The 19,937-nt window shown below is 34.7% G+C and carries 18 protein-coding genes, 2 tRNA genes and 1 other RNA gene; 11 read left to right on the top strand and 10 right to left on the bottom strand.

Annotation, left to right across the window (positions count from 1 at the left end):
* The 6 genes from CGC49_RS10230 to CGC49_RS10205 form a co-directional block, all read right to left on the bottom strand.
* On the bottom strand, positions 1–759 hold the full coding sequence (locus tag CGC49_RS10230) for a response regulator transcription factor (RefSeq protein ID WP_231549989.1): 759 nt from the start codon (positions 757–759) through the stop codon (positions 1–3).
* 77 nt (positions 760–836) lie between these two features.
* Positions 837–2,417, bottom strand: coding sequence for a sensor histidine kinase KdpD (locus CGC49_RS10225; RefSeq protein WP_095912560.1), 1,581 nt, complete (start codon positions 2,415–2,417; stop codon positions 837–839).
* A gap of 68 nt (positions 2,418–2,485) precedes the next feature.
* Positions 2,486–3,082: a dephospho-CoA kinase gene (coaE, locus tag CGC49_RS10220; RefSeq protein ID WP_095912559.1), complete on the bottom strand. Its 597-nt coding sequence runs from the start codon at positions 3,080–3,082 to the stop codon at positions 2,486–2,488.
* The gene (locus CGC49_RS10215) at positions 3,079–4,026 is read right to left on the bottom strand and encodes a hypothetical protein (RefSeq protein ID WP_095912558.1); all 948 of its coding nucleotides are present in this window, start codon (positions 4,024–4,026) and stop codon (positions 3,079–3,081) included. The genes coaE and CGC49_RS10215 overlap by 4 nt, the downstream gene beginning before the upstream one ends.
* Positions 4,027–4,298: 272 nt before the next feature.
* Positions 4,299–4,700, bottom strand: a transfer-messenger RNA (tmRNA) gene (gene ssrA, locus CGC49_RS10210).
* A 151-nt stretch (positions 4,701–4,851) separates the two neighbouring features.
* Complete coding sequence (locus CGC49_RS10205; RefSeq protein WP_042343349.1) at positions 4,852–5,307, bottom strand: type I restriction enzyme HsdR N-terminal domain-containing protein; 456 nt, start codon at positions 5,305–5,307, stop codon at positions 4,852–4,854.
* Positions 5,308–5,483: 176 nt separating this feature from the next.
* Between CGC49_RS10205 and hemL the strand changes: the two genes are divergently transcribed.
* The 11 genes from hemL (at position 5,484) to CGC49_RS10150 (ending at position 14,761) form a co-directional block, all read left to right on the top strand.
* Entirely contained in the window at positions 5,484–6,779 is a 1,296-nt protein-coding gene (hemL, locus tag CGC49_RS10200) for a glutamate-1-semialdehyde 2,1-aminomutase (RefSeq protein WP_095912557.1), read from the top strand.
* Between the two features lie 14 nt (positions 6,780–6,793).
* Positions 6,794–7,465: an HAD family phosphatase gene (locus CGC49_RS10195; RefSeq protein ID WP_095894301.1), complete on the top strand. Its 672-nt coding sequence runs from the start codon at positions 6,794–6,796 to the stop codon at positions 7,463–7,465.
* A gap of 14 nt (positions 7,466–7,479) precedes the next feature.
* Positions 7,480–8,622: an AAA family ATPase gene (locus tag CGC49_RS10190; RefSeq protein WP_042343346.1), complete on the top strand. Its 1,143-nt coding sequence runs from the start codon at positions 7,480–7,482 to the stop codon at positions 8,620–8,622.
* 60 nt (positions 8,623–8,682) lie between these two features.
* Positions 8,683–9,954: an acetyl-CoA hydrolase/transferase family protein gene (locus CGC49_RS10185; RefSeq protein ID WP_042343345.1), complete on the top strand. Its 1,272-nt coding sequence runs from the start codon at positions 8,683–8,685 to the stop codon at positions 9,952–9,954.
* A gap of 3 nt (positions 9,955–9,957) precedes the next feature.
* Positions 9,958–10,089: a FeoB-associated Cys-rich membrane protein gene (locus CGC49_RS10180; protein ID WP_095894299.1), complete on the top strand. Its 132-nt coding sequence runs from the start codon at positions 9,958–9,960 to the stop codon at positions 10,087–10,089.
* Between the two features lie 253 nt (positions 10,090–10,342).
* Positions 10,343–11,923: a phosphoenolpyruvate carboxykinase (ATP) gene (pckA, locus tag CGC49_RS10175; RefSeq protein ID WP_042343344.1), complete on the top strand. Its 1,581-nt coding sequence runs from the start codon at positions 10,343–10,345 to the stop codon at positions 11,921–11,923.
* Between the two features lie 650 nt (positions 11,924–12,573).
* Positions 12,574–12,645, top strand: a tRNA-Glu gene (locus tag CGC49_RS10170).
* Between the two features lie 29 nt (positions 12,646–12,674).
* Positions 12,675–12,746, top strand: a tRNA-Glu gene (locus tag CGC49_RS10165).
* A gap of 58 nt (positions 12,747–12,804) precedes the next feature.
* Positions 12,805–13,062 (top strand): 30S ribosomal protein S20, encoded by a 258-nt coding sequence (gene rpsT, locus CGC49_RS10160; protein WP_042009424.1) that lies wholly within the window; start codon positions 12,805–12,807, stop codon positions 13,060–13,062.
* Positions 13,063–13,100: 38 nt separating this feature from the next.
* Positions 13,101–14,360, top strand: a complete 1,260-nt coding sequence (locus CGC49_RS10155; RefSeq protein WP_095912556.1) for a hypothetical protein — start codon at positions 13,101–13,103, stop codon at positions 14,358–14,360.
* Between the two features lie 128 nt (positions 14,361–14,488).
* Positions 14,489–14,761 carry an HU family DNA-binding protein gene (locus CGC49_RS10150; protein WP_042009425.1) on the top strand — a complete coding sequence of 91 codons (273 nt, stop codon included), beginning with the start codon at positions 14,489–14,491 and terminating at the stop codon, positions 14,759–14,761.
* Between the two features lie 196 nt (positions 14,762–14,957).
* On the opposite strand, the gene CGC49_RS10145 is transcribed toward CGC49_RS10150, so the two are convergent.
* The 4 genes from CGC49_RS10145 to CGC49_RS10135 all read right to left on the bottom strand — a co-directional run bounded on the left by CGC49_RS10145 (position 14,958) and on the right by CGC49_RS10135 (position 19,937).
* Entirely contained in the window at positions 14,958–15,698 is a 741-nt protein-coding gene (locus CGC49_RS10145) for an epimerase (RefSeq protein WP_095912555.1), read from the bottom strand.
* A 290-nt stretch (positions 15,699–15,988) separates the two neighbouring features.
* On the bottom strand, positions 15,989–16,141 hold the full coding sequence (locus CGC49_RS11230) for a DUF6088 family protein (protein WP_157909036.1): 153 nt from the start codon (positions 16,139–16,141) through the stop codon (positions 15,989–15,991).
* A 55-nt stretch (positions 16,142–16,196) separates the two neighbouring features.
* Positions 16,197–16,892, bottom strand: a complete 696-nt coding sequence (locus tag CGC49_RS10140) for a M48 family metallopeptidase (RefSeq protein WP_095894295.1) — start codon at positions 16,890–16,892, stop codon at positions 16,197–16,199.
* Positions 16,893–19,937, bottom strand: coding sequence for a type I restriction endonuclease subunit R (locus CGC49_RS10135; RefSeq protein WP_095912554.1), 3,045 nt, complete (start codon positions 19,935–19,937; stop codon positions 16,893–16,895).

Below are 19,937 nucleotides of genomic sequence, written 5' to 3'. Positions count from 1 at the left end.
TTAAATAAAGGATTCTTCCTCACGATTAGTTAATAATCGGAAACCTTCCCCATGGATGTTCAATACCTCTACTTTTTCATCTTTTTTCAAATATTTTCTCAACTTGGCGATATAAACGTCCATACTTCTTGAGGTGAAATAATTGTCGTCCTTCCAAATTTTAGCCAATGCCAACTCTCGGGGCATCAAATCATTTTCATGTAACGCTAACAAACGAAGCAATTCGTTCTCTTTTGGTGATAATTTTTCAGGTTCTTCATCTTTATATTTGAGGAATCTCAACTTTGAGTTAAAGAAGAAATCGCCAATTTCAAATTCAAATTTCTTGCTATCAGCCACCGTTTCCACTGCTTTTCTTTGTAACATGGAACGAATTTTCATCAACAGAATTTCAGAATCGAACGGCTTATTCAAATAATCATCACCTCCAACTTTGTATCCTTTAATGATGTCCTCACGCATCGTTCTTGCTGTCAAGAATATGATTGGAATTTTCTCGTTTTTCTCGCGTATTTCTTTGGCTAAGGTAAATCCGTCTTTATAAGGCATCATAACATCCAAAATGCAAAGATCAAACATCTCCTTTCTGAATTTTTCAAAACCTTCCATACCATTTTTAGCCAATGACACATCAAAACCACTCATTACTAAGTAGTCTCTCAACACTGTTCCAAAGTTAGGGTCATCTTCCACCAAAAGGATTCTTTTGTTTGCTCCCATGGATTTGATGTCGTACCCTCTTTCTGTTTCATCTGTCATAATATTCTATTTTTAAAGGTTATACTGATTAATTTAGCTTTCTTCGTTATGTAGTTTATATATTTGTTAGAAATGAATCAAATTGTAGGCATTTTAATAAAAAAAGTACTACCCTTGCCTTTTTCACTTTCCACGTAGACGGTTCCACCATGGTGGTTAACAATACGTTTCACATAAGCAAGTCCCAATCCATGTCCTTTTACATTATGCAAATCGCCTGTGTGTTCACGATAAAACTTATGAAAAACCTGTTTCACAGCTTGTTTACTCATTCCTTGCCCTCGGTCTTTAACTTTTATAAGTATCTTATTTTTTATATTTTCAGTATAAATATCAATATCAGGTGGATTTGGTGAATACTTAATTGCATTTTCGATAATATTAATCAAAACATTGGTAAAATGCGATTCATTGGCTGAAATATCGCTATTTTCGGCTTCAAAATGAGTACGAATCATTCCGCTACGCTCGTGTAACATCATTTGTACGTGTCCTATTGCAATTTCCAATAACAGATGTACATCCAAAGGTTCTTTTGAAAGGTCAAGTTCGCCTTTATCAATCCGTGAAATTTGCAAAATATTCTCTACCTGAGAGTGCATTCGTTTATTCTCCTCCCGAAGCATATTGATATAGGTCAATATTTTCTCAGGATTATTGATAGTCATCGGATTTTTTATGGCATCTAACACCAAATTGGTGGTCGCAATGGGAGTTTTAAATTCATGCGTAATATTGTTTATAAAATCCGTCTTGATCTGAGAAATTCTCCTATGAGTCAACATTTGATTCAACGTTATGGTAAAAACTCCAATTATGATTATCATAAAAACCATTGATAATGAAGAAATTACAATAACAGATGAAAACATATAGTGTTCTCGTTGCGGAAAGGTCAATGCCAGCTCATAACGAGAATCCCCTGAGCTTGTGTTAAAAAGAGGCATTCGATATTCCTGACCTTTGGTGGAATCAAAATATTTGGATCGTATGCTGGATAATATATTTCGATTGTAGATCGCAAAATCAAACTCCATATTTAAATTTCGCTTATCTAATTCCTGTTGCACTGCATTTTGAATCTGCTCTGCAGAAACTCTATCCACCACGGACAATTTTTGAGAAATATTTTTTATGGATTCCTCCAACATCAGTTTCTCAATTTGAGGCAATCGACTCAATTTTTGGTAGGTTTCAATACTGGGTGCAATCTGATTGTCCAGCTCAGTAGCATACGTTATTTTCTGTTCCGTCTGCTGACTGATGTAGTTTTTGAATAAAACCGTATCGTTGGATGAAATACCATTAAACCCATTGGTCGGAAGATTATAATCCTCTTGTAAAATTCCATGTTTGTAAATGAACGTTTCTTTGGTATTTTTATTCTCCTGAACATACATAAACTCTCTCAAATATGAATCCTTCAAAATTAACGTGCTGTCTTTTTCACGTAATTCAATAATTTGAGCTATATATTTATTCACTTCTTGGCTCTCCAAACTGGCAGTTACTGAACTGAGCACCTGTTGAATAGAGTGAGAAAAAGCCTCCTGTTGTTTATCAATTGCTGACTTTATCCAATACCCCTGAATAAGGATGATTCCTATCAGCGAAATGGTCATCAAAACAACGGTTATTATGTTCAATCTCTTATTCATTGCACAAAACTAATACATTTTTTTCTGCACCTCTAATTTTTAACATATATTTAACTACAAAATTTGGTTTATTGACGATTTCGCAACTTTTTTATTAATTTAGAATGTATTTCTTTGACTTTTAACAAAGATACTTGAATGTTTATGTTATCGACCACTTCATCAGACAATTTTATACGTTCTTCGTCCGTCCATTGATTTCGCATTCGCTCCCTCACCAATTTCTCTGTAACTTGGTCTCTTTCAACCACTCGGCGTATTCTTTCCTGCTCGGGAGCCGTTACCGTAATGATATAATCACATTGCTTATAGGCACCACTTTCAAAAAGAATTGCAGCTTCTTTAATAATATATAGAGATTTTTGCATATCTTTCCATCTCTGAAAATGTAGCGCTAATGCAGGATGTACAATATTGTTTAAATTTTGTAATTTATGTTTATCATTAAACACAATATCTGCTATATATCTGCGATTGTACTTTCCATCAATATACGCCAACTCGCCAAATTCTTTAATAATTCTTCGCTTGACCACAGGGTCAGTTTCAATAACTTTTTGTGCCTCAATATCAGAAATATAGACCGGAATTCCTAAATCTTGAAACATTCTTGTAATGGTAGTTTTTCCACTGCCTATACCTCCCGTTAGTCCTACAACCATCATATTTTTTTAATCAGATATTCTACTCTATTTTCGCCTAAAAACGTAATCTTGACACGCCTCAATGTTGTTTGTATGGTTAATGGTATCCTGCTATCATCCTGAACATCAAGATAATCAGCAATTATTTGTATATCATCTTGCTTGATGTTTTTCAATAAATTCAAATCACCCGAACATAACACATCAACCTCTGACGGAAAGGTTTTCACTTGACTCCCCTCTGGAATATTCGTTACTTGTATAGGTAGCTTTATAATTTGTTCACTGACCTTATCCACCATCGCTTTAACCGTAATTTTATCCGTGTTGTATTGCAAAAAATCTGATTTTTTCAGAAAATGAACTGCTTCAAAAGACTCTTTGACTTCTTTTCTTCCATCCAAAATGACCACCACCTCTTGAAGGGTATCTATAGCTGTTTTAAATCCCATAACTTCGACTGAATCAGGCATTATTTCTAAATCGGTCAACTGATATTCTCGATGATAGGAAGCGTTTAAGTTAACTTTCAAGGGTAATCTTTTGGTGTATTTCTTTTCTAAATCTACATATATGGTGTCGGAGTACGTGTTTTGTATTCTGAAGTTGTTCTTCGAAATTACATTCAATTTATTGGAAATATTTTTAGAAAGTTTGTATCGTTTGTTTCCGATATACTCCAAATCATTAAAATCCACACTAAGCACTTGTCCTTGAGAATAATACTTTAACAAAGCATATCCATTACCTTCGGCTCGTATTTTAATTTTATATTTTTGAGAAGTATTCAGAAACATGTCCTCAGGGATATTAGTAATTGCCACATCAACACTGAACTCACGATGTAGGGTTTTGGATAACCGAATTAGAGACCACAAAACTATTGATACTAACAAACAAATGACGAATGTTACTGTTCGTCGGTCAACTAAAATGAGTTGTATTTTCTTTTTTGTTGATGCCATTGATAGTGAATTTATTTTTATATTATGGACATCAAAGATACGTATAATTTGTTAAATTAGCAATTAAAAAAGGATTTTTTTCTCTATTGGATAACTAGCGGATATAATTCTTCGGGTGATAAGGGTTGTGGTAAAACTTACAGAATTTAATTTTTTACATCTGAAAAAAAGCCCAAAAAATAGATGTTTGGTTTTTGGTTGTACAACGGTTGTACAAATTGGTAAACAAAAAAAGGACAACTACCTTTTTTACAAATAGTTATCCTTTTTTATTGTGGAGTCGGAGAGAATCGAACTCTCGTCCAAATAAGCAATTCAAAGGCTTTCTACATACTTAGTTTTTGTTTGATTTTCGTCGCGTTGCTGACCAAAAACCGCCCACAACACGCTTAGTTCCCTAAAATCCGAATCTTCAGCGGAAACCATCATCCGATTCAATGTTGACTTTTATGGTGCCTCTGTACGAACCGCCGTCAACAAGGGCTTTTCAGAGACATCTCGCTTCCCTACCTTGTAGAGACTTAGCCAGAAATCCTACTAAACTTCAGATTAGGCAGCAAGAGCGTAGTTATTCTCGCCATTTAAAAGTTTGAAATAGAGATTAACGAGCATTAATTTCATAGCTCGGTATGCTTACATTTCAATTCGACTTACTGTCAAAACCGATCGACCCCATTGGGGTTCTTTGTATGAACTTGGGGCAAAGGTACTGAAAATTTACTCTCTAACAAAATTTTTAACTTTTTTAATCTACTCTCAAAAAGTCACCTCTGTAATTTGAAGTAGCATATGACATTTCCATTAAATTTGAAAATTGGTCTGAATTTATCCTTTTATTTCAGAATATGCTGGTAAATCTTTGAGGAAGATATACTTTTTTTGAACGTAATCCACCGTACAGAAATAGTGATTCAAACCGTTAGTAATCATCAGAAAATCAGACTTTAAAACCAAATTATAACGTGCTATTTGATCAAAAGTCTTTTGTGTAATCTGAACTTGTGGAGCCTTGCATTCTACCGTAAGAAGAATATCTCCGTTTTTTGAAAAAACAACTATATCGTAGCGTTTGGATATATCATTTATTTTTAATTCTTTCTCCACATTTATAAGTGATATGGGATAGCCTTTTTCCTGAATCAGATAGCGAATAACATGCTGACGCACCCACTCTTCGGGTTGTAACACCACAAATTTTCTACGGATTTCATCAAAGATAAAACGCTTAGAATCAACTTCTTTAATCCGAAATGAATAATCATTAAAATTCAGTTTTTCCATTGTACAAAGATAGTATTTTTATGATAGATAACATTTTTATGAAAATATATTTTTTATAAATCTCAAAAAATAGTAACTTTGTAGCTTAGGTTTGGAAAACTATAATACGCGAAAAAGAAATGACGTATGTAGTAACAAACGAACAATAAACTATTAAAAATCAATATATTAACACAATGATATATAAAAGAAGTAGTGAGCTTTTTGCTCAAGCGAAAAAAGTGTTGCCTGGTGGTGTAAATTCACCCGTTCGGGCGTTCAATGCTGTGGGCGGAGAGCCTATTTTTATTAAGGAAGGCAAAGGAGCTTATTTGTATGACGAAGACGGACGTAAATTGATTGACTACATAGCTTCGTGGGGTCCTCTGATTTTAGGACATGCTTATCCTCCTGTGGTTGAAGCTGTTGTCGAAAAAGCTAAAAAAGGAACTTCATTTGGAATCCCTACAGAAATCGAAATCCAAATTGCAGAATTAGCCGTTTCAATGGTGCCTAACATTGATAAGATTCGTTTTGTGAACAGCGGAACAGAGGCTTGTATGAGTGCCATTCGCTTGGCGAGAGGATATACTAAACGTGAAAAAATCATCAAATTCTCAGGTTGTTACCACGGACATTCCGATTCGTTTTTGATTCAAGCAGGAAGCGGTGCAACCACCTTCGGAAGTCCAAACAGCCCTGGCGTAACGCAAGGAACTGCCAAAGATACACTTTTGGCGAAATACAATGATATTGAATCAGTTAAATCTCTTTTTGAAACCAATAAAAACGAAATTGCGGGAGTAATCATCGAGCCTGTAGCAGGAAATATGGGGTGTGTTCCTCCAAAAGCTGGATTTATGGAAGCTTTGCGAAAACTGTGTACAGAAAATGGGACGTTGCTGATTTTTGATGAGGTGATGACAGGTTTCCGTTTAGCGAAAGGAGGAGCGCAAGAAGTGCTTGATATTCAAGCTGATATTGTAACCTTTGGAAAAGTTATTGGAGGAGGGCTACCTGTGGGTGCTTTTGCTTCTCGGAATGAAATTATGAATCATTTAGCCCCTGAAGGACTTGTCTATCAAGCAGGTACACTGAGTGGGAATCCGTTGGCTATGAGTGCAGGTCTGGCTATGCTTACGGAATTAAATGACAATCCACAGGTGTTCAAAAGTTTGGAAGAAAAAACCGCATATCTACACCGCGGATTTGAAGAAGTGATGTCCAAAAGCGACATTCCTTTCCAAATAAATCGCTTTGGTTCAATGATTTCACTACATTTCAACGAAAATCCTGTTGTTGACTTTGAATCTTCGGCCAAAGGAAACATTGATCGTTTCAAAAAATATTTCCACGGAATGCTTGCTGAAGGAATTTATCTACCTCCAAGTGCTTTCGAAAGTTATTTCCTTAACGACGCTCTGAGCTATGAAGATTTAGATGTTACCATCGAAGCTCTGAACAAGTTGGTAATTAATAAAAAATTGGATTAGTTTATTTTTCACTAATGACAAAACATTTTATTTTTGACATGGATGGTGTTTTGGTGGATAGCGAACCCATGCACCAACAAATTATTTACGAAGTTTTTGAACAATTAGGCATTCCTTTTTCAAAAGAATATATCGAAAGAGACTTAACAGGAATGTCTGCTGTTCCCATGTGGGAAAAGGTAAAACAAGATGCGAAACGTACTGAATCGGCAAATGAATTGTTAACTTTTCACCGTGAGTACTTCTATAAACGGTTTGAACAAATCGAAGTCAATGAAATTGAAGGAGTTAAATATGTTCTACAAAAACTAAAAGACAGAGGTTTTTTACTTTCCTTAGCATCCTCCTCATCACGAAAACTAATTGATTATTTCATAAAAAAAGTTGAGATAGCACATTTTTTTGATGTAATAATGAGTGGGGACGATGTACAATACAGCAAACCTTTTCCTGATATCTTTTTGAAAGTAGCTGAAGCATATAACATTGATGCTCAATATTTTTGGGTATTGGAAGATAGCAAAAACGGTGTTCAAGCTGCCAAAAGTGCAGGAATGCATTGTATTGGTTTTAAAAATCCTAATTCGGGAGTACAAGACCTTTCAAAGTCGGACATTATCATCGAAAAAATGAGTGACTTTACGGATGATTTTATTACAAAAATAAGTAGTATTTACCGTAAATAGAATCTATGTAGTATATGAAAATAACAGAATCCAAATATTATCGACCTATAAAAATCCTACAATTGGATAGTGACGAACGTATCGAACTTTTTGATAAACACAACATACTATCGTTTAACAATCCATTTCGAACCTTGCTCAACAGTTTGATGGTATCGATTTATCTTGCGGATGAAGATTTGGTCATTCATCGTGAAAAATTGAAGCATTTTCAAAAATGTACAGACTACTACACGGTGGAGTACGCTTCCAAACAAAATGAACTTTTTGAATCGGAACAGTGTTATTTTCACCCTGATTTAGAGGCTTTTATATTGATTGATAAAAACTTATCAAATGAATATGACAACCAAATTTTTGAAGAGGGATTGTTCAAAGTAAGCCATGTTTATTACCAAAATACAAATCCAAAGGCAAAGCAAAATTTAGATACTCTTTTTTCTGAATATATTGAAAAACATATTTCAAAGGAATCAAAAGTTTCAATACTTTTGATGACCAAATTTGGTTTTGAAATCAGAACCCATATCATAAAACCATATCGCATTGATTTTGAAACTATGTACAACGATGATTTTATGGAGGTACATCATCGTGTAAAAAATAGTTTAACCAATGAGAACAAAGGCATTATACTATTCCACGGCATTGCAGGATCTGGCAAAACCAATTATATCAAATGGTTAACAAGTCAAATTCCAAATAAGAAGTTTATCTTCGTACCTACCACAATGATAGGAAAACTCACTGACCCTTCATTCATAGGTTTACTAATGGAGAATAACAATTCGGTGTTGGTATTAGAGGATTGTGAGAACTACATCGCTGAACGAACCACATTCAATAGCAATACGGACGTTGTTTCGTCAATTTTGAACATCGCTGATGGCATATTGTCCGATGTGCTGGAGTGTCAATTGATTGGCACGTTTAATTCCGATATTTCAAAAATAGATCCTGCTCTTTTGCGAAAAGGGAGACTTATTGCTGAATATAAATTTAAGGAATTATCGGTTGAAAAGTGTAACAAATATTTAGAATCTAATGATAAAAATATCAAAGTAAATAGACCATACTCCTTAGCCGAATTGACTAATATTGATGTGAAAGAATTAAAAGAAGACTCGAACCCCACTAAAATAGGTTTTGCCAAATAAAAAACTTGTATTTTTCATAAAAATTTGTACCTTTGAAAGAAAATAACACCATATAAGTATATGACTAAATACACAACCGCTGAAGAGGCTTTGAAAATCGTTAAAAGTAATGATTTTATTTATATTCAAGGAGGAGCCGCCGTTCCAAATCGACTGGTCGATGCCTTAGTACAACGGGCTTCCGAACTGAGAAATGTAACCATTGGACATATCCATGTGGAGGGCGATGCTCCGTATGCAGACCCAAAATATAAGGATAGTTTCTTTGTAAACTCTTTCTTTTTATCAAAGAACGTACGCCACACGCTCGAAGCAGGTAATGGTTCTTACACACCTGTTTTTTTGAGTGATTTACCCTTGTTATTTGACCGAAAACACATTCCTGTAGACGTAGCCTTAATTCAAGTTTCACCTCCCGATATACACGGACATTGTTCCATTGGAGTTTCCGTAGAGGCTTGTAAAGCTGCTATGCGAAACGCTAAGCGAGTTGTTGCTCAAGTTAATAAATGGATGCCTCGTGTTTTTGGAGATGCCTTTGTACACATTGACAATATTGATTATTTAGTGCAACACGACGAACCAATTTTTGCAGTGTCGCCAACCACACCCGACGAAATTGAGGATCAGATAGGAAATCATATTATCGACTTAATTGAGAATGGAAGTACACTCCAATTAGGTATAGGGAACATCCCCAACGCAGTATTGTCAAAAATGGGACATCTGAAAAATTTGGGAGTCCATACAGAACTACTTACTGAGGGAATGCTCAACCTCATCAAACAAGGTGTGGTAGATGGTTCAAAAAAGAAATCGGAACGAGGCAAAGTAGTAGCTTCGTTTATGATGGGTTCACGAGATTTTTATGATTTTGTCAATGACAACCCTTCTGTAGAATTGTTAGAAGCTTCCTACACCAACAATCCTGCAGTGATTCGTCAGCAACCCAAAATGATTTCCATAAATTCTGCTATTGAAGTGGATTTAACCGGACAAGTGTGTGCCGATTCCATTGGTACAAGACTTTACTCTGGTGTCGGAGGACAAATTGATTTTGTACGAGGAGCATCACTCAGCGAAGGAGGAAAATCAATAATAGCTTTGCCTTCGATGACCAAAAAAGGAGTTAGTCGCATCACTCCATTTTTGAAGCAAGGTGCTGGAGTAGTCACCACACGTTCGCATGTACAATACGTAGTTACAGAATATGGAGTAGCTCATCTATTTGGAAAAAATATTCACGAGCGAATCAAAGCAATGATAAACATCGCCCACCCCGACCATAGAGAAACTTTGGAAAGACAATATTTTGAAGTATTTAAAAAATAGAAAATGGACATTCAACAAATTATCGCTTATACATTAGTTATAATAGCCGTTTTTTTCTTGATACGTACTTTTTTCTATAAGAAAAAAAGAAAAAAAGGTTGCGGAAACGATGAGACTAATTGCAAATGCGGATAATTTAAAGAAAAAGTGATTACTATTAGGGTAATTGGAATGAAAAATATGAAAACATATGTATCAGTATTTCAGATAGTTTCAAACGTTTTAAGTAAAAAAATACGAAATTCGTATTTTTTGCATAAAAAAAATATCAAATTCATTTTATATTTCAAAAAAAATTAGTACCTTTACCTTCCGAAAAAAGGACATAAAAATCGTAATATAAACATAAAGAAATTAATTATAAACAATTTTACAAAATTCAAGAGTTATGAGTAAACCAAACACAATCTCTGTTGAAAATTACGGAATTAAAAATGCAAACGTGCGCTACCAACTTTCAGCTGACGAGTTGCACAAGGAAGCCATTGCAAAAGGTGTAGCTGAAGAGGCTAACTCTGGTGCATTGTCTATCAAAACAGGAAAATTTACAGGTCGTTCACCACAAGACCGTTTCATCGTAAAAGATGACATTACAAAAGACCGCGTATGGTGGGGAAAAGTGAATATTCCTTTTGATTCAGCTAAGTTTGATGCTCTTTACGACAAAGTAATGGCGTATCTTTCAGGAAAAGAACTATTTGTTCACGATGGATACGTTTGTGCTGACCCTAACTATCGTACAAATGTTCGTACTATTGCTGAACTTCCTTGGAGTGCACAATTCGTTTACAATATGTTCCTTCGTTTGGAAGACAGCGAAGTAGAAAACTTCAAAGAAGAGTGGTTGGTAATCAACGCACCAGGATTCTTGGCTGACCCAGCTGTTGACGGAACTCGTCAATCAAACTTTGCTATTTTGAACTTCACCAGAAAAATCGCTTTAATCGGTGGAACAGGATATCCAGGAGAAATGAAAAAAGGTATTTTCTCTGCACTTAACTTCGTACTTCCTGTATTCAAAAACACAATGCCAATGCACTGTTCTGCAAACGTTGGTAAAGATGGCGATACAGCGATTTTCTTCGGACTTTCAGGAACTGGTAAAACAACGCTTTCAGCTGACCCTAACCGTCACCTAATCGGAGATGATGAACACGGATGGACTCCTGAAAACACTGTATTTAACTTTGAAGGTGGTTGCTATGCAAAAGTAGTAGATTTGACACCTGAAAAAGAGCCTGAAATTTTCGCGGCTATCAAAAAAGGAGCTATCCTTGAGAACGTGATTATGCACAACGGAGAGGTTGATTTTGCAGATACTTCAATCACTGAAAATACACGTGTTTCGTATCCAATTCACCACATAGCTAATATTCAACCTGGTTCAATAGGTAAAAATCCTAAAAATATATTCTTCTTAACTTTTGATGCTTACGGAGTATTGCCTCCAATCTCTAAATTGACTCCAGAACAAGCTGCTTATCAGTTCGTTTCAGGATATACTTCAAAAGTTGCAGGAACAGAGGTAGGAATTACTACACCACAAAAAACGTTCTCAGCTTGTTTCGGAGCAGCATTTATGCCACTTCACCCAGCTGAATACGGAAAAATGTTGGCTGAAAAAATCGAAAAATCAGGTGTAAACGTATGGTTAGTAAATACAGGTTACAACGGAAAAATGAAACGTTGCAGCTTGAAAGATACTCGTGCTTTGATTACTGCTGCCCTTACAGGAGCTTTAGACAAAGTTGAGTACAAAGAGTTACCAATTTTCGGATTTGGAGTGCCACAATCTTGCGAAGGTGTTTCTGACCAAGCTATCTTGAATCCTGAAAATACTTGGGACGATAAAGCTCAATTCGCTGCTAAATCAAAAGAATTAGCGGAAGCATTCTTACAAAATTTCAAAGATAAAGGATTTGAAGAAGGAGCTGATGCACAAGTACTTAAGGGAGCTCCAAAATTGTAATTATTTAAAAAATAATAAAATCCAAAAGGCTACTTTTGAAAGTAGCCTTTTTTAATTAGACACTTTTGGAAGTTAAAATAGCATCTCAAACCTCACTGAAATCTACATTCAACCGATTTCTAAGTTTCTCTCTTTTACATCATTTTCAGCAATATCAAGACTCTATTTTTATCACTTAGCACAAATCCCAAAGTCAATCGTTCTAGAAGTAAAATAACTGTAAATATTTGTTTTAACTTTGAGCCAAGTAAAATTAATTCATTACTAAGCACTTTGAGTTAAAAACATATTCTTCTCCCTGTATTTTTATTTACTTCTACAAAAGGTTTCTAACTAAGAAAAGGATAATTTACTATTTTCAAAAAAATAAAATGTTTGCTTGAAAAACAATAGTTTTGACCTCCTCCCCTATCCTTTAATAAATCATAACTTCATTTTTTCGGAGAAAGGAAATAATAGAACTAAAAAAATAGATTATAAAATAAATTTAGAAGTTTAATAAAACACTGATTATAAACACCTTAAAAATAAACTATAAAAAAAAATACAAAAAAAAATATTTTTTTCTTTCAAAAATATTGCAGGATTAAAAAATTGTTGTACCTTTGCAACCGCAATGAAGAAATAAGTTCACCTGCAAAAAAAATATTGGCCCGTTCGTCTAGGGGTTAGGACGCCAGGTTTTCATCCTGGTAACAGGGGTTCGATTCCCCTACGGGCTACTTATTCTTAGAAATACTTATAATTTATTGGCCCGTTCGTCTAGGGGTTAGGACGCCAGGTTTTCATCCTGGTAACAGGGGTTCGATTCCCCTACGGGCTACAAAATATGATGGTTAAAAAAGTTATATCATATAACAACTAATTAAGAAAATTATAATATGGCAAACCATAAATCAGCATTAAAAAGAATCAGAAGAAATGAAGCAGCTCGATTACGCAATCGCTACCAACACAAAACAGCTCGTAATGCAGTTAGAAAGTTGCGTGCAATGGAGAATCTTGAAGAAGCAAAAGAAGCTCTTCCTAAAGTTGTTTCTATGATTGATAAGTTAGCTAAGAAAAATATTATTCACGCTAACAAAGCTTCTAATTTGAAAAGTAGCTTATCAAAACATATTAATAAGTTAGCTAAATAGTCATTTAGGTTTTAGATTTATCACTAAAAGCCAGACTTATGGATATAAGTCTGGCTTTGGTGTTTTCTTTTATATTTTACATGATTATGAAAATATTCTCATTTACCTTTGCAAAGACTGCTTTGAAATCCTTATTTTTGAAAGGAATCAAAATATATGCTATAGGATTTGTTCTTTTAATCTCATGTGATAATAGCACTGAAAAAGAGCAACTTCCGAAAGAATATCAAGTGAAAAAAGTTAATTTTGAAGAATTTCGTGTAACTGATATTTCTCCGAAATCTACTCATGACCTGCAAAATTGGCAGTCATTTCAGTCTCTGATACAAGTTATCGTTAGTATGGCTCCTACAAAAATTAAAAATACCGAGAATTTAGTTTCAACAACACCTGATTCACTGCGGATTTATCAACGACTTTATCCGAAAAATACAAATGTAATTTTAAAAAACGCTTTTGTGGAACGGGATTGGCGAAGCTTGGAAAATAATACCATAGATACTATTTATCGTTTTGAAAAAGATAGTGAAAGTGAGTTTTCTTTTGTTCAATGGGATATGTTTTTGGTTAAAAATGTACCATATACTCTCTCTGTCTTTGTAAAAGGAATAAACCAAAATGAAATAGCATTACTTTTTTTAGATGAGCAAAAGGAATTACAAAAATCTAATTTTGAGCTTAATACAGAAACTCACAACAAAGCAGGACGAAAACTAAACTTATCGGATGATTGGAAAGAATTACAGTTACAATTTACCCCTGAACAAGGAGCTACGTACAGCATACAAATTCTTTTCAATGAAGATGCTAAAAAAGGAGAGAATATCATTTTTTACAGACCTACCTTGCAAGTTCCTCCTGAATATTTTTCAAAAATACATCAATTTTCTGACAAAATCGTAAATCAACAAACAAATGTAAAAAGCTCTTATTTTTCATTGTATTTGTGGTTAACACAATTAGATGAGGAGCTAAACCAACTTTTGGCTGAAGATAAATTCCCTGAACCGATCAATTCTCTTGCCATCAAATCAAGATTTAGGTTATTTCAAACTCAGATCAAGGAACTGGCTGATAATGTAAAAAACAATTCTGATTTTGAAGAAACTGCAATCAATCAGCATATTGATAAAATTAAAAATACGTTTAACGGACTTATTACACGAATCAATAGTATCTATCAGAGTGATTTAGATGACCAAATGAAGTATATTCATTCTCAAATTGACACAATGGAATCTTTATTCCCAATGAAAGATTCATTAAGATTTGAGCATTTTACACCAATAAAAGAATGATTTTAGCGGAAAATAGGAATTAAATTGTTAAACTTCACATAAAATTACGGTTTTTGAGTCTGAAACATTGTTTACGTTAAATATATTATTACCTTTGTGCTGTTAACTGTATATAAAAAAAGATACTTATGAACAAAACAGAATTAATTGATGTAATCGCTGCTGATGCGGACATCACAAAAGCGGCTGCTAAAAAAGCTTTAGAGTCTTTTTTCTCAAATGTAGAAAAAGCCTTAAAAAAAGGAGATAAAGTGGCTATCGTAGGTTTTGGTTCTTGGTCGATTGCTAAAAAGGAAGCAAGAGAAGCGAGAAATCCAAGAACTGGGGAGATGATTAAGGTTGCTGCTAAAAATGTAGTAAAATTTAAAGCAGGTTCTGAACTTTCTGATGCGGTAAACTAAATAAAGTTTTATGCACAAAACAAAAAGGATTTCTAAATTTTGGAAATCCTTTTTGTTTAGATATAGGACTGTACTAAAATAATAAAACAAAAAATACTTTAGAGCTATCATAATCGCCTCAGCGTGTCAAGTTTATAGAAATAAGTCCTACAAAGCTCATTCTACAGTCACAATAGGTACACTGACTATCCTTTGGTCAAAAATACAGTGGATTTGGATATAAAAAATCGTAATCCAATTCTCGAATGACTTTTTCAGAAGTAACTATCTTACCATAAGCGGATTCAAGTGGTAAGTGAATGCCTGTTTGATGATTCATAATTTCTTGTTTTGTAGGATGTTTGGGAGCTACAATATTGTATGTTTTGGAATGCAACCCAAATGTCATTATTCGCTCAATAACTCGGCAAACATCCTGATAGTGAATGTGATTTACCATTTGATGGGGTTCCGAAACGACATATTTACTTAAATATCTATCATCCCCCATCAATCCTCCTAAACGAAGAATATTTATCTTTGGAAATTTATCTTTCAGATACTTCTCTACAAAATATAATTCGGGTTGCAGGTCTGGAATTGGAAAATTCTCATCAATAGTTCCATTGACTGATGGATATATCCCCACAGAACTTGTAAAAAACAACTGTTTATTGAATCCTTCAATAAAATTGCAAATATTTTTAAGTCGATTTTGCAATATTTCGACAGATAATCTACGTCCAAAAGGTATTGCTATGATAATACTATCTAAATCGGACAAAACTTGCCACTTGCCTGGAATAAAATTATCAAAATCGACTTCTAAACAATGGTAATAGTTGTCTGTAGATAGATTTCTTTTCGTCCTGATTGTCACATACATACGATGCTTGTCTGACAAGTGACTCAACAACCGCTCCCCTAACCAACCACAACCTATGATTCCTACATTCATAATTTTTTAAATTTATTCTGTTTTTTTGAAATAGATACAAGCCTTTTGTGGTTCAAAAATAATTTGTCGCTTATTACTATCTAGATAAAGTATTGATTCGCGTTTTTTTTGGAAGTTTCAAAAATTTATTCCTCATCTTTTGGAAGGGCTTTTCTCATTATGATTCGTATCCATTGGGGAGCCAATTTTATATCGTGTTCCAAACGGTGGAGTTCTTCATTTTTCAAATATTTTAAGATGATTTTTATTTCCTAATCACGAACATTTTCCTTACCAAGTTCTTTAAGTGCCTAAATTACCAAACCACTAATTTTCCCGATGGCTGATAAATTTTTAGGACTTGCTTTTTTGAAAACTACTTTCCTGTTTCCCAAGTTGATAGTTCTTGCCGAACCATCGGTATAATACACCAAATTCAGCAGAACTTGCGTGGATAATCCCAATCGAAAATTCCAATTAGTACGATTAAAGTCTTTATATCTTTTCTATTTCCTCCTTCTATATTGGCAACTCATTGAGTTGTTTTTTTCTCAATTGCCAATGGGGGTAATACCTGTTCATTAATAAAATAAAATTTTTATTATGATTTCTTTCTTTTAAATGCACCAACTCGTGAACGACGATGTATTCAATGCATTCTTTCGGTTTTTTGGCTAATTCGATATTAAACCACAAGGTTTTGGCATTTGTATTACAACTACCCCATTTTGTTTTTACCTTTCGAATACCAAAACTTTCAGGGGAAACATTCATTTTTTCCTTATAATGCTCAATTGTTTCTAGTAAAAACGCTCGAAGTTGTTGGCGGTACCATTGGTAGAGTTTCTTTTTTATAAAGGCTTTATCGTTTTTATCTGGCACAATGATTTCTATTTTGCTATGATGAAGTACTACTTTCGATTTTTTGTCGGACTCTGTAACTTGTAATAGATAGCGTTTGCCAAAGAAATAATGACTTTCATTGGTGATATACAGATAATCAATTTCTCTTTCTTGGGAAATGATTTTCTTTTTTTCTCGGCGAATCCACCCCAACTTGGTACTGACAAACACCCTAAGATACTCTATATCCATACCTTGGGGAGCAGATAAGGTTACCTTTCCAAAAGGCGGATGCACCCTTAGGTGTAGATTTTTAATATCCTTAAAGGTAAGCACTACCTCTATATCATTGAATGTTAACAGTACCGACATCTAATAATCCAGCTTATTTTGTTCTACTATCTGATAAATTGCTTCTGTTTTTGTTTCGTCTTTAATCACTTGGTAGATAGCTTCTTTTATTTCGTTTTGTTTTTGGATATTTTCTCTAAATCCCTCTTTTTTGGAATACTGTATAGCTTGTTCGCATACGATTGTCATCTCCTCATTTTTGTTCAAATAATCATAAATAGCACGCATACCAATAGTTCGTATGGAAGAAGGGGTGTTGTCTTCTTGTCCTGCTTTTACTTTTTTAGCCAATTCAGCCATTTCGTTCAGATATTCTTTGTATTTCAAAGCTCCTTTTTTGTATTCCTCTATCAACTTTTGGAGTAATTGAGACATATTTTCAAAGAAAATAGGATTTAAAAGCTGTTTTTCAATAATTTTGGAACTTATGCTATTAGCAATGGTTTCTGCTACGGCTTCGGGGTTGGAACGAATACTTTCCGGTAATTTCTCTACCGCTTTAAAAATATCCAACGATAATAAATCTAACAAAGATATATCTTCAAACGGAGAAATAACTTTTGATTCGTCTGCTTGGATATAATTATCAATAAGATGACGCATATCAGACTCATAAGCCTTTAAATCCAATGTTTCACCACTGGCGATACGTATAGTTTCGCGCAATTTTAAATAAAAATCCAATCGCTCTTCAAAATGATTGATTTCTTTTTCGGTATAGCCTGCTAACTCTAATTCTGCTTTTATATTGGCAAAAGCTCGTATATACGAAACAATTGCTTTATACAACGCCCAGCGTTTAAACTCATTGGCTTTTAAATCGGAAGGTATTTCGGTATTTCCGCAGAAATAATGAATGTAATCCAAATCGGATTTTGGATCTTCTACCGCCTCACAAAGAAGCTCCAAGGTTTCCAACGCATTTTCAAGGCGTTCGCGAGCCATACCCAAGCGTTCTTTTAAAGTGATTTCCACATCTTCTTTTGTAAAACTTTCGGTATCCAATTCAGATGTATAGACATTGATGGCATCAGTAACATTGTCAAACAAACCCATATAATCCACAATATAGCCGAAATCCTTATCGTCTGTATCCAAACGATTTGTTCTACAAATGGCTTGAAACAAGGTGTGGTCTTGCATTTTTTTGTCGATATAAATGTACGAACAAGAAGGGGCATCAAAACCTGTCAGTAGTTTAGAAACCACTATGAGCAGTTTCATTCGTGTGGGTTGTTTGATAAACAAGTCCTTGCTGTAATCCTCGTAAGTTTCGGTTTTGGTTTTACCCGCTAAAGGCGTAATATTCGCTAAAAGTTCTTCGTAAGTTTTGTAGATATATTCTTTGTCAGTTTCCGAAAATTCGCCTGTATCTTCGGTGGTAATGTCTTTGGTTTGCGGGTTGTAAGAAGTAATCACGGCACACTTGTTTTTCAAAGGGGTTTCGTGAAACAATTTGTAATATTTACAGGCTTCATAGATACTTGATGCCACCAAAATAGCATTTCCCTTTTCTGATGACAAGCGTGGCTTTACCGAAAAATCAAAAACAATATCAGAAACAATTTTTTCCATACGAGAGCGAGAACTCAATACATTTTGCATCGTTCCCCAGCGTTTTTTTAATTCCTTTTTTTGAAAATCATTCAAACCTTTTGTTTTGGCTTCAAACCAAGCATCTACTTTTTCCTGAGAAGACAGATTTTGGTCTATATCTCTCCCCTCATACACCAAGTCTTTTACCACACCGTCTTCAACAGCCTCATTAAATTTGTAAGTGTGGATATATCTACCAAATACATCCATTGTAGTTTGCTTGTCTTCTTTCAAGAGTGGCGTACCCGTAAACCCAATAAAAACAGCTTTTTGCAAAACGGCTTTCATCGTTTCGTTGAGTTTTCCACTTTGCGTTCGGTGGCATTCATCTACAAATACAAACACATTGCCTTGTACCGGTAGTGGGTTGTTTTTTATTTCCGTGATAAAAGTTTTGTAATCGTTCTCTCCCTTATTGCCAAATTTATGAATGAGCGAAGCGATTAAGCGAGGGGTGGATTGGGTCAAAAACTGCATCAATTCTTTACCTGAGTGCGTACGAGCCACTTGCTCGCCCATATTTTCAAAATTATCAGCGATTTGCTTGTCCAATTCGGTGCGGTCGGTGAGTAAAACAACACGGGAATTGCTCACATTTTCTAAAATCCATTGGGCTACGAACATCATCAAAATACTTTTGCCCGAACCTTGGGTGTGCCAAATGATGCCCCCTTCGTTTCGTTGAATGAATTTTTGGGCTTCTTTTAGTGCAAAATACTGATGCGGACGCGGTAGTTTTTTCCTCCCAGCGTCAAAAATTACGGTATTGTGAATAATGTCTAAAAAGCGTTCTTTGGCACATAGTTTTTTCAAGTATTTATCCAATTTATAGCCCTCGTTGTCTCGCAGATTTTCTTTCCACGACAGATAGTATTTCTCAGGAGTTTCAATCGTACCGTATTTCAAACCTTGCGTATTGTTTCCTGCAAAAATAAATTGAATGGTAGTAAAGAAATTTTCGTTAAACTTTTCTTGTTGATTAGAGATATTTTGTCGGATACTTTCGACAATATCCACTGTGCCTCGTTTGAGTTCCAAGACCCCCAAAGCAATCCCATTGACATACAAAACAATATCGGGACGGCGAGTTTTGTTTCCTTTAAGGGTAACCTCTTGGGCGATGCCAAAATGGTTGTTTTCCCAGTTTTTCCAATCAATGAGGTATATGGTTTCGTTTTGCTCACCGATATTTTCCTTTGCTTTTACGCCATAACGCAAGAGCGAATAAAAATTTTTGTTTCGTTCGTAAATATTTCCTGCATTGGTTTGTGCCAGTTCAGTGGCTTTGTCAATAGCTTTTTTGATAAGTGGTTGGGTATAGCCTTGGGCTTGTAGAAAAGCACGAAGATAATCGGCTTCTACATTGCTATTATTTTCGCGTTCTTCCCAATTGCCATAGTAGGTATAGCCCAACTCCTTAAAAAGTTGGATTACACGATTTTGGGTTACTCGTTCGGTTGGGTTGATCAT

Source organism: Capnocytophaga sp. H4358 (assembly GCF_002302515.1).
Classification (GTDB): domain Bacteria; phylum Bacteroidota; class Bacteroidia; order Flavobacteriales; family Flavobacteriaceae; genus Capnocytophaga; species Capnocytophaga canis.
Note: the sequence above shows the minus strand (reverse complement) of the source record. Positions and strands in the feature narration are given on the sequence as shown.

What these genes read in the sequence shown, in the direction of transcription:
- CGC49_RS10215 (WP_095912558.1), bottom strand. Translation starts at nt 4,026, where the DNA reads ATGGCATCAACAAAAAAGAAAATACAACTCATTTTAGTTGACCGACGA.
- CGC49_RS10225 (WP_095912560.1), bottom strand. Translation starts at nt 2,417, where the DNA reads ATGAATAAGAGATTGAACATAATAACCGTTGTTTTGATGACCATTTCG.
- pckA (WP_042343344.1), top strand. Translation starts at nt 10,343, where the DNA reads ATGAGTAAACCAAACACAATCTCTGTTGAAAATTACGGAATTAAAAAT.
- CGC49_RS10230 (WP_231549989.1), bottom strand. Translation starts at nt 759, where the DNA reads ATGACAGATGAAACAGAAAGAGGGTACGACATCAAATCCATGGGAGCA.
- CGC49_RS10180 (WP_095894299.1), top strand. Translation starts at nt 9,958, where the DNA reads ATGGACATTCAACAAATTATCGCTTATACATTAGTTATAATAGCCGTT.
- CGC49_RS10150 (WP_042009425.1), top strand. Translation starts at nt 14,489, where the DNA reads ATGAACAAAACAGAATTAATTGATGTAATCGCTGCTGATGCGGACATC.
- rpsT (WP_042009424.1), top strand. Translation starts at nt 12,805, where the DNA reads ATGGCAAACCATAAATCAGCATTAAAAAGAATCAGAAGAAATGAAGCA.
- CGC49_RS10205 (WP_042343349.1), bottom strand. Translation starts at nt 5,307, where the DNA reads ATGGAAAAACTGAATTTTAATGATTATTCATTTCGGATTAAAGAAGTT.
- CGC49_RS10195 (WP_095894301.1), top strand. Translation starts at nt 6,794, where the DNA reads ATGACAAAACATTTTATTTTTGACATGGATGGTGTTTTGGTGGATAGC.
- CGC49_RS10145 (WP_095912555.1), bottom strand. Translation starts at nt 15,698, where the DNA reads ATGAATGTAGGAATCATAGGTTGTGGTTGGTTAGGGGAGCGGTTGTTG.
- coaE (WP_095912559.1), bottom strand. Translation starts at nt 3,082, where the DNA reads ATGATGGTTGTAGGACTAACGGGAGGTATAGGCAGTGGAAAAACTACC.
- CGC49_RS10135 (WP_095912554.1), bottom strand. Translation starts at nt 19,937, where the DNA reads ATGATCAACCCAACCGAACGAGTAACCCAAAATCGTGTAATCCAACTT.
- CGC49_RS10185 (WP_042343345.1), top strand. Translation starts at nt 8,683, where the DNA reads ATGACTAAATACACAACCGCTGAAGAGGCTTTGAAAATCGTTAAAAGT.
- CGC49_RS10140 (WP_095894295.1), bottom strand. Translation starts at nt 16,892, where the DNA reads ATGTCGGTACTGTTAACATTCAATGATATAGAGGTAGTGCTTACCTTT.
- hemL (WP_095912557.1), top strand. Translation starts at nt 5,484, where the DNA reads ATGATATATAAAAGAAGTAGTGAGCTTTTTGCTCAAGCGAAAAAAGTG.
- CGC49_RS10190 (WP_042343346.1), top strand. Translation starts at nt 7,480, where the DNA reads ATGAAAATAACAGAATCCAAATATTATCGACCTATAAAAATCCTACAA.
- CGC49_RS10155 (WP_095912556.1), top strand. Translation starts at nt 13,101, where the DNA reads ATGGATATAAGTCTGGCTTTGGTGTTTTCTTTTATATTTTACATGATT.